Source organism: Parvularculales bacterium (genome assembly GCA_036881865.1).
Classification (GTDB): Bacteria; Pseudomonadota; Alphaproteobacteria; order JAPOUT01; family JBAJNM01; genus JBAJNM01.
Window position 1 is genome coordinate 20,374 of sequence record JBAJNM010000021.1, and the last position, 10,653, is coordinate 31,026.

A 10,653-nucleotide genomic window follows, 5' to 3' on the forward strand; every position below is an offset into this window, starting at 1 on the left:
ATTTTTCTTTGGATCCTTTAAATTTGGTATACCTTTATAATTCTGATGGGGTTCTAATTGTCAATAAGAATATAAATTTATAAGATGATTAGCTATGGATCTTTGAGTTTTAGCAGACAATCTGAGAGTTTTGTGTTGTATCCGAAGAAAAACACGCTTGGTGGGGATTCAGGAAGGTTAACCTCAAGGGTTTTTCCCAGTGACTTATTATTAGTTTGGACTATCTCTGGTCTTGTACTGAACGCCTGCGGAGGTGGCGGCGGTGGAAGTGGCGGCGTAAGAATAACAACAATCCAGGTTATCGATGGACCAGTTCATTTTGCTTCAGTCTATCCTGCTTCCGCTGACACCAATGAAGATGGTGCGCTTTCAAGATCAGAACGCCTCGCTTATGATGGAAGCGGGCGTTCGCGTCATGAAACCAATGAGAAAGGGGAGGCTTACGGCATCCCATTCGGGCCATTCATCGCTGTTGTTGATGGGGCTATTGATACAGATACGAACGAGAGTCTGAGAGGGCAATACAGGTCTCTTCCCGATGGCAGGTTGGCCTCACCGGTCACTGATCTTCTCATGGACAGGATCGACGAGAAATCTGTTGAGCCTGTAGCGGCTCAAATTCAGATCATATTAAATGATATCTTCGGCGTTGACAGCAATAACAATCCATTAATTACCATCGATGATGTACTGGATTCAAATCGCTATCGATTTCAAGAGTCGCCGGAAACCAGACCGCCGATTAGGTCAGAACCGGCATACAGGGGCAAACTGGACTCGTATAAAACCGAAGTGATCAAAACAGCTGCTCTGAGCCTGTCAGTAATAGAAAAGGGGGATGTCTCAGGCATCCCTAGCGCGAGTTCGGCGCAAGCGCGGATTACTGCGATTAAACCTTTGGTAGATGGCAATCCAGCTACGACGTCCAATAATACAGATTTGCTCAGTGAGGTTAATGCTCGTGTTATTGCGGGACAGAATATACTCCTTGGGAAACCGATTGCGAATCCTGTTCGTGATATCGAAATCGATGAAGAACAAATATATGAAATTGTTCAGGACATCTTTGGTTTTCGTGATCCGAATGGAAATCCTAATAGCAATATAGCGTCTTCCCTGACTGGTATTCTCCTCAATCCGATGGTGGCCTTCCCCCAGTCTGTTAATTCTCGTCACTCTGTTGCATTGAGGCTTGATGGTCAGACCATCGAGAGGGATGTAGGCGTCCGCCCACAGACCAGCGGCATACAGACCGCCGATATCGCCGGTTTTATCTATCTTCCGGTCGGTACACTTTCAGATTTGTCCATCACACCTTCGGCTAATGATTCCGGCACGCTTAGTCTTGACTACCGTGTTTTTGACGGTGAACGTTGGTCTGATGAGGCAACGCTGGAAATCGTTGTAAATCCCCTCGATGATGCCCCGGTAGCAATTTCCTTAACCAACACCAGAGATACGCTTGCCACTATCGAATCTGCACTTAACGGAATCAAGATTGCCGATATCAGGATATCTGACATTGATGGGAGTGGGAATAATTCATCTATTGAACTTTCCGGCACCGCTGCGGGTAGATTTGTGCTTCGTGACAATGATGGCCTGACTGTCACTAACAGCCGGGACAGTAACGGTGATGGCATCATGGAACTCTGGCTATTGTCAAGAGATCAGCTCAGCGAGGAATTTCTTAATATCACAGTTCGGGCTGTTCATGACCGCACCGTCAGCCAGGATTTTACTGTGGATATCGTTGAAGGCACTCTTTATTTGGAAAATGCCAATGTACAAACATATTCTGACGGAACAGCCTTGCTGGTGGAAAGCGCAGATGCTGAAAATGATGGCGTGAATATACCCGGGCTCACAAATCAAAAGGGGATTTTTCTTGGGGAGTTGAAGGATAATTTAAGTTCATCAACCTTTAGCCTTGCCGGCACTCATGCGGCGAATACCCATTATCGTATCGTTGATGGAATGCTGTATTATACAGGTGCTGATTCCGGTGATTTTGAAACACAGGACTCGATAACACTAAGGATAATTGCTTCAGGCGGGGATTCCTCACCGGTAAATTATGATTATGTGCTTAATCTGTCCAATGTAAATGATACCCCGCCAGTGATTTCCGGGCCGGGAACATACACATTTGCTGAGGCGTCATTCAATTCAGACTTTGATACGGGACTTGATTTTGTCTCAGATGATGCCGATGGAGGAACTTCCGCTCTAACGTTAACTGATGATAACGACGGCCGGTTCAAATTTGTTGGCGGTAATTTGGTCATTGTCGGTGGAAAATCGTTCGATTTTGAAACCCCGGCAGACAATACCTTCACACTGACCCTGACTGCAGCTGACAGTGGTGAGGCTGGATCACCGACTTATGATATAACTAATCCGGTAAACCATGTTGTAGTCGTTACACTCACAAACACGAACGAAGCACCGACAGCAAGGCCAGCGGTTGGTCTATCCACGCTTGTCGGCGGCACCGGACATGTCTTCAAGGCGACGGATTTCGGTTTCAGGGACGAGGATCATGGCGATGCCAACGATATGTTTGCTTCGGTTTCAATTTCACCCGTTAATCTTCAGGGAGGACGCCTGAATACATCCCGGAGAATATTCACCCTGGCTGAAATTAATAACGGCGATCTTGTTTATTTGCCTGATTCGAATCAGCAGGAGCAATCCCTTGATGTAACGATCAATTACACGGTGACGGATTCCGGTGGTTTAAGTAGTGATATTTCGACACTCACCATCGAGGCTGCCAGGAACAGGCCGGCAACGTCAGTTACCGTCGATAGGACACAGTCGGTATTGACTAAAATTGACGAAAATACAGATCTGACAGGTTCACCCGGCGGGATGATGGTGGCTACCCTCCAAATTGTTGATCAGGATGGTCCGCCTAGCGGGCTTGTGATTACCGGAACCCATGCCTCTATGTTCGAGTTACGCAACAATCAATCGGAGCTCTGGCTTATGTCCGATACGGTTCTTGACCATGAATCCACCCCCTTCCTGTCAGTCAGTGTTGAGGTTTCCGGAGCTAGTCCTACTGTCACAACGGGAACTATCACTGTCAATGTAACCGATCTTGATGAAAAGCCCGTTCTTGAACGCGATTCTGTCAGTGGGGCGATTATCCATGATGCTATAGCGCATCAAGACTCCACCGTCGATGGCGGTGATGGTGATTTGTCCGGGACATTTCTTGTTACCGGTTCAACGGAAGATGACAGCCAGGCCCACATGTTCAGTGCTGTCTATGTAGGCGAAGCAACGCCGGCAGATGATGATGGTACAGTCGGGTCGGGCTATACACACAGGGTTGAAAGCATTTTCGGCACATTGCACTACAACAGGATAAATGGGAATTACCGTTATATTCGCAAAGAAGGTGAGATCAGCAAACTTGATGACGATTTCTCCGGTCAGGGAAGAACTGACACCTTTACGGTAACGGTGGATGATGGAACCGGATCCAATTCAACATCAGACCCGCACAGACTAATCTTTACTGTTAGCGGAGCGAATGATGCGCCTGTTTCTTCGAACTCTACCCTTGATATCAAACAATTGGATGGAGCGCATGTCTTCTCAGTGGGGGATTTCTCTTACACGGATCCGGATGATGAACTTTACTCGATTACCATCACGGCTGTGGATGCAGATGTTGATGGGGCCGGACTTGAGGCAAACGAGGGCACGCTAACCTATAATGGCAGCACGATACCACTGAATACGCAAATTCTCGCTGCGGATATCAACCAACTTGTCTTTACCCCGGAGAATGTGGATGACGATTACAGTGTTTTGCTTAACTATACGGTCAGTGATGGTGATGCGAGCACGACAATTCCGCAAACCCTCACCATTAATGCGATCGCAAGCAAATTCTCGAAGAATCTTGCTTTTTTATCATCTGGAGGGGGCACGACCACAATAGACGAGGTGATAGATGGTGCACAGACAACCAAGACCCTGATCGGCAATATCACATTTGACGATGATGATGGTGCTCCATTCGGGACGCTTGAAGTCTATAATATTACAGCCAGAATAGTTGACACCAGATTTGCCGTGGAAAATATCAATTTCAACACCGGCAACAATTCAGGCACAGCAAGTCTATATCTTCTTGCGGGACAGGAAATTGACCATGAGGATGCTGCCACATTCGATATCCGTGTCCGGCTTGCGGAAAATAACTCAATCCAAACAAGTGACATCACCATCACGGTAAACGATGTTGATGAAACTCCAATATTCGGGGCACTACCGACAAATTTAAGCCTGAGAGATGATATAGATGCAACAAATCCGTTTCCGGGGCAATATAATCCAGTTGCTGTGGCACTGGGTGAGATCGAAGCAACGGACCCAGAGGGCACAACAGTTTCATATAGTATCGCTAGGGCTGTCGCACAGGATGATGAAGGCAATTCAATTACTTTGCGAGAAAACGTCGACTTATCTCAGGATTTTCGAATCGATGAAAACGGTAATCTTACCTTTGAAGCAAATCCGTTTCATACCAAATCAGTTACACCAATCGAACAGGTGGTATTGACCATTAAAGCCACCGACGCTGGAATGAAAGAAAAAATTTCTGATGAAATTACTGTCTCCGTGATCAATATTGACCAAAGTGACGCCAGTTTCATTATTACCTCCGACGGAAATGTAAATTTACCGAAAACTGGCGATGAACTGACTGTAAGATTGGATGCTACTGCAGAGAATAGCGGTAATGACCCTGATGGTTCTACCGAGATAGGGTTCAGCCCTAGTTATCAATGGTATCATGTTGGAAAGACAATACATCAGAATACTGATATTTCTGGCGAGACCGCCAATAAATATGTAGTTCAAAGTGCCGATGAAGGCAAACGGATTGGCGTTCGCATAACATATGAAGAAGACAGTTTTAGGCCGGAGGGAACAAACCCTACGGTATCGGAAACCGTTTTAACCGAAATCGGAACTGCGGATGACGGATTACAAGAAGTACAGGAAGTCACTGAGGACACTTCAGAAATCAGTATTGAAGTTTATGAAGGTCATCCTTCCTATCAACCCATTGATTCCCAGATGTTAGATTTAACGGTCAACCAGTTGGCCGAAGAAAGTAATGATAATGACAATAAGTTTTTCCACATTGAAAACGGAATACTCAAATGGCGAGCTGCACCCGATTATGAAGCCCCCCGTGATTTCGATGGCAATAGCCATTATGAAATTGTATTTGAGCAGAAAGATGGAACGGGCGATCCTGTTGAGGCGGTTGTCGTGGTCAATGACATTGGAAGGGATATCAATTACTATGACGAATCGAATCCATCCCATTACAATCTCCTTACTGGAGAATTCACGCGTATCCAGAGATTTTTTCCACGTAGTATACCTGATGATGACAAGCCTCAGAATACTCTAGTGCGACATCTAATCGAAGGGACAGCATTTAAAATGCCCAAAACAGGACCGGTTCTCATCACCTATTCATTTTCTAATGAAGAACGTGCTGAATTGTTAAAAGAAGTATATTCAAATAATCAAACCAAGGTTGATGAATTTTATACAACTCTGGAAGCGACTTTTGCCGCATTTGAAAATGTGGTTAATATAAAATTTATTGAAATTGATCATGGGGAAAAGGAATATAATAACGGTATTTCAAATTTTACAATTACTATTACTAGTTCTGATAGTTCACATGGTGGGCATACAAATATTACACTTGCACCTGAACATATCAAATCAGAACTACAGTACACGTTAACCCACGAACTCGGACATACTTTAGGGCTTAAACATCCTTTTGAACATAGCGGGTCAGGTCAATTTGATCCATACACAGATTGGCCTGGTGACGAAGGATATCGCAGAAGTACCGATACGGTCATGTCCTACTACGCTCCAATAACGTCTTCAGACCCAGCCAGAATTACCGAGTTGCAAGCCGCAGATAAAGCCGCCTTACGGTTTCTTTACGGTGCTCCCGGGACCAACTTTGAAGGTGTGGAGAGACTCATCGATAAAATTGCTACAGTGCTTAGAGTTGGAACACAATTCGTAACAGAGATAGACGGGGGTGCGGATTTAACGGCTGGAGTGAAGGTCGCAAATATCACTGTTACGGACGATGACGGTGGCCAGTTTGGCACGCTTGTTCCTGCCGGAACCCACAAGGACTTTTTTGAAATCCGGAACGGCAAAGAGTTGTTCTTAGTGCTTGATGAGGGTGAGACGCTGGACGGGATTTCCACTCTGGAAGTCTATGTGTATCTTTTGGAGGCTGGTGACACTCTCCGAACAAGGCCAAATATCACGATCACAGTGAATGAAGCCAGTGGAGCCGCAATGGAGGATCATCTGTCTGATCAAATTTCTTATGGTGATATTGATTTCAATTATGTCCGCAATCTTAACCGATTTATTTTCAGTGAAGAAAGTGAATTGGATATTGAAGGCACTGCCAGCGATGAGATACTTATCGGTACGGCAATTGATGACCTGATCGATGGCGGCGGCGGGATGGATAGGATGAGCGGTGGTGCTGGCCGCGACAGGCTGACCGGCGATATGGGCAACGATACTTTCGTCCTCAACCTGGATGGGGTTTTCGGCGACATTGATGAAATTCTTGATTTCAGTTCGGGCACAACATCCGGGAACCACAAGTACAATACCACGACAAAGGGCGGGAACGACATGATTGAGGTAGAGGTATCAGGAGGCTTGGCGGCTCTTCAAGCCAGAGTCGATGCCGGAACTTCAACTGACTTACTCAATGCCCTTGAGGATATACTCGATATAGATGTTTCCATTGAACGTTACCGCTATGGTGGCTACGATGACTTGGATGAAAATAATGCAGGTGGAATTAATGACACCGTCATCTATGATACCAGTGGCACAACGAATATCGCGCTGATGGTGGTGCAGGATTACACCATGGTCTTCGAAGATTTCAGCATCGTTGAACCTGAATTCGCCTGTGGGGTATAGCCTGCCTGCATTAATCGATCCACCCCTGATGTTAGTAAAGCCAACAATTGCTCCGTTGACATTTTTTGATCAACAGAGGATCTGATAATAGCGATCTTCGGGTATGAGTTTTAGGCTGCGAGCGGCTACAAAGAAATACGGACATGAATTTGAATCCTGCCCCAGGCACTTCATTAACAGGCACCTTGCGGCTCGATTCCTGCGTCATACTCCGATCATACAGGACTTCAAGTCCCATCTCTTTGTAGCGGTAAATATACCGCCGGAGGTCCGGGCACATACCCCCAGAATCTCCGCTACCTCCTCCTAGTTCAGTTCCCCGCCAGCCCACTCGTGCATATGCCCGACCAAGAACATGAATTATTGAAGTATGATGTTAGCCTGACGGCCTTCATCTTGGAACCATGAATTGCATTTCCGTTTATAATGCGCTCTCTATCTGCCGAGGCTAGGGGAACGGCTGCGGGTGGTACCCTGTATGAGTTGGTTCTGGGCTTTAATGATGGCCCTTGCCAGCGGATCATTTGGCGCTTCCATCTGGAGAAACTGACGCCAGTTGCGGTATGCTGCCTTGGAGGCAAGGTCTGATAGGCCGACACGGTAAATCTTCCACAGCCTAATCTGATCCCGGTGCCGGGTGATCGGCCGTTTTTCGTAGCTCTGCTTTGCCTTGATATCTTCCTGGCGCGACGGTTCAAACTTGCCAAGCTGCTTTTCGAGTGAATCTTTGCTGAAATTCCGTGAAAGGGTGGACGCCTTCATGGTTCTGGACTGGTGATTGGCATCGGTAATGATCAATCCATTGCCTCTTGGCCGCAGCAGCAGGCCATATTCCTTAAATGTCCTATGAAGGTCCTGCCAACTCCGGGCATTAATCCGGCCTTCTTCCAGTTCCTGCAGCCTCTCTTTGACATACCCGGTGAAGGATTGCTCCCAGGTGTGCGCTTCCATGTCTCTGGCAGGACCTGACTTCAAATTGCGCTCAGACCCCTCTCCGCGACCTTTATCGACCTTGAGACCGTATTGTGCCTCCAGACTGCGACATGCGCGCTCAAGAGCCATATAGTCGTGTTTAGGGTGGTGAATTTTACGTGTCTTGGGATGAATCTTATTGTAGGCGACATGCATGTGATAATTCTCTGTATTTTTATGCGTCGCTGCGATCCGCTGATGGTCCTGAAACCCAAGAGCTTCAGCAATTTGTTTTTCGATATCGATCATGGCTTCAGCTGAGGGCTTTTCATCCCGGAAGGAAACCAGCAGGTGGTACGTCTTATTCGACTTTGCTCTTGTATTGAGGTTCTGTGTCGCTTCGACTTCTGCGATTATGCATTCAAGGTCTTCAATACCATCGCCAAAGTTACAGTTGACGGCCCATAGCAGTTCACGTTTTTCATCTTTTTTAGGGGCATCGGCAATGTAATTTGCAAGGCGCGGGTAGGAGCCTTTCACATGCTGTTTATTTTTGGGTTTTATGTGCTTGGCGATCATTTGCCACTGTCCATTTCATTGCTTGCTTTTACCCCACGCAGCTGCAGAGCTATCTCTTTCATCGTGCCCTGACTTTTTTCTATGTTTGCCATAAGTCTGGAAACTGAAACTTCAGTAAATGACCCTTCATCGATACCAAGCTTTAAGAGATTAACCAGGCGGGTAAGGTCAGCATTAGCCTCACCGAGGGACTCAATCGCCTCATCTTTTGATGGGTCAGGAAGATGTTCATGGATGACGAGATTGCGTATAAAATCAGAAATATTCACGTTAAATTTGCTGGCTGTTATTTGAACCTTAGCTTTTTCAGCAGCGGTTACTCGGAGAATGATGTAGCTGCTTTTAAGCATTATTTAAGTTTCTGATTTCTTATAGAAAGTTCCCCGACCTCAACATGAGGCCGGGGTTTTAGTGATGGTTATGTTATCGAAAATTCGGCAACGATACTTTGTCCGGCATCCTTACCCTTCTTGCGGATTGTCATGGAGCCATCCTTGATCTGGCTTTTAACGGCCTCGCGGGCTTCCCACTGTTTGACAAGGGTTTCTTTTTGATTGGTGTTGAGCATGAAACCGGTAGCTACCCAGAGTTTAGGTTTTGACTCCCCAGAGGAGGACTGGTTGTTGTGCACCAGGCCGTTCGGTTTACCGTCAATGTAGCCCTTATACTGGCCGTTCGTGTTCCCGGGACCTTGACCCTCGACCGGTGTCCGGTGCCACTGTCCGTCCATGACCGGCTCGCCGGGAAGGATCAATCCTTGCTTTTTACAAAATGCGGCAAATTCCTGCACCGGTGTAACCAGACCTTCAGCCGCTGGGGGCGGGGTGTCCCATTTGGCGATCTTGGATAGATCACTGTCCTTGGCGACATACCAGGCTTTAGCTGTTCTGTCCCAGCTGGCTCCGACGGCTTGGGCTGCAAATTTCTCATCGAACGGAACGTTAATGTAGTGGCTCACAGGCTGGAGGACTTTTGTTTTTGCCATCAGGAATTCAGATGCCGCTTCAGCTGCTGTAGCGGCTTTGAAGAACGCCTTCTTGTCATCTTTGAGGGCCTTGATCCAGTGGCCTATATACTGGGCGTGATCTTCGCGAAACCTCGGTGTAACACCCGTCTCTGCCGACAGGAAGGCGGAACCAAACTCTGCTACCAGCTCCTCGAAGGCATACTCCTCTTTTGAGCGCGCGGCACCAGGGGCGAAGGATGTGCGGCACAGCCGGCTCTCGGCTCCCGACCAGTGGACAAGCTCATGCAGGAGGGTTGCATACCAACCTTCAGTAGCAGTGGAGGTATCCGTGCCGGTGAACCGCTCGCGATCAGGCATGGTGATTTTATCTTCTTTGAAATTGTAGTGGGCAGACTGCCCGCCTATTTCCACGACGGCACCGGAATCTTTGACGAGAACATCCGCTAGGGTGCGAGGCTCGATGGTGTCCTTGTCGATGGATGGTGGTGCCTTCTTATCTACAAATCCCTCGATCTGGTCCTCGTTGAAGACGGCACGGCCGATAAACATCATCCTTCTATTGTCGTCATCATTCTCGACAAAATCGGTGTCTTTTGATTTTAGTTCGATGGGGACGCGTATCGGGGAGCCCTTCTCGCCCTTCCGGACCTGCGCGCCCAGCTCCTGCCATTGCTTGAAGGTCGCCCAGCGCTGCGAGGTGTATTGCATGCCGGCAAACCATAGAAAAAGGGCGTTGCCGCCGCGGTAGGTGCGCTCAGTGAGAGTGTTTGACGGAAGGCCGCCGCCGGGCTTATGCCAGGGCAGTTTGAAATCGCTCGGGTTGTCCTTGAGCTTCTCAAGGCTGGCTAAAACGGTGGCAGTTATTTGCTCGTGAATATCTTTTTTCATCATCTGCCCCTTTACATTTCGCGGGACATTGCGGGATGCGGCCGGGAGCGGGTTTTTTGATGTTTCGCGATAATGAATTCCACCTGTTCTTTGACGGCGTTCTGGCCGGAGTCTCTCAGCATATCATTAAATGTGGACGCCCCTTTTTCCAGCTGTTCCTCCGTGTGGTGAGCCGGGATGACTTTCCCATCAAACAGCTTCGCTACGGCGAGGGCTTTTTCAAACCAGGGGCTACATGATTCACGTTTCTCCGGGTCAAAGCGGTCCTCCGGAAGTATTGAGTAGGG

Annotated in this window: 5 protein-coding genes; 1 reads left to right on the plus strand and 4 read right to left on the minus strand. The window is 47.6% G+C overall.

What is annotated here, in order from left to right:
- Positions 1–84: 84 nt before the first annotated feature.
- Positions 85–7,020, plus strand: a complete 6,936-nt coding sequence (locus tag V6Z81_06095; protein MEG9862057.1) for a VCBS domain-containing protein — start codon at positions 85–87, stop codon at positions 7,018–7,020.
- A 435-nt stretch (positions 7,021–7,455) separates the two neighbouring features.
- On the opposite strand, the gene traI is transcribed toward V6Z81_06095, so the two are convergent.
- The 4 genes from traI to V6Z81_06115 all read right to left on the minus strand — a co-directional run.
- Complete coding sequence (traI, locus tag V6Z81_06100) at positions 7,456–8,511, minus strand: TraI/MobA(P) family conjugative relaxase (GenBank protein ID MEG9862058.1); 1,056 nt, start codon at positions 8,509–8,511, stop codon at positions 7,456–7,458.
- On the minus strand, positions 8,508–8,861 hold the full coding sequence (locus tag V6Z81_06105) for a hypothetical protein (protein ID MEG9862059.1): 354 nt from the start codon (positions 8,859–8,861) through the stop codon (positions 8,508–8,510). Before V6Z81_06105 ends, traI begins: the two co-directional genes overlap by 4 nt.
- Positions 8,862–8,929: 68 nt before the next feature.
- On the minus strand, positions 8,930–10,369 hold the full coding sequence (locus V6Z81_06110) for a zincin-like metallopeptidase domain-containing protein (GenBank protein ID MEG9862060.1): 1,440 nt from the start codon (positions 10,367–10,369) through the stop codon (positions 8,930–8,932).
- A gap of 8 nt (positions 10,370–10,377) precedes the next feature.
- Positions 10,378–10,653, minus strand: a 276-nt coding sequence (locus V6Z81_06115; protein MEG9862061.1) for a hypothetical protein, incomplete at its 5' end; no start/stop codon positions are given.

Excerpts from the sequence above, each read along its gene's own strand:
- V6Z81_06110 (MEG9862060.1), bottom strand. The coding sequence starts at position 10,369 with ATGATGAAAAAAGATATTCACGAGCAAATAACTGCCACCGTTTTAGCC.
- V6Z81_06095 (MEG9862057.1), top strand. The coding sequence starts at position 85 with ATGATTAGCTATGGATCTTTGAGTTTTAGCAGACAATCTGAGAGTTTT.
- V6Z81_06105 (MEG9862059.1), bottom strand. The coding sequence starts at position 8,861 with ATGCTTAAAAGCAGCTACATCATTCTCCGAGTAACCGCTGCTGAAAAA.
- traI (MEG9862058.1), bottom strand. The coding sequence starts at position 8,511 with ATGATCGCCAAGCACATAAAACCCAAAAATAAACAGCATGTGAAAGGC.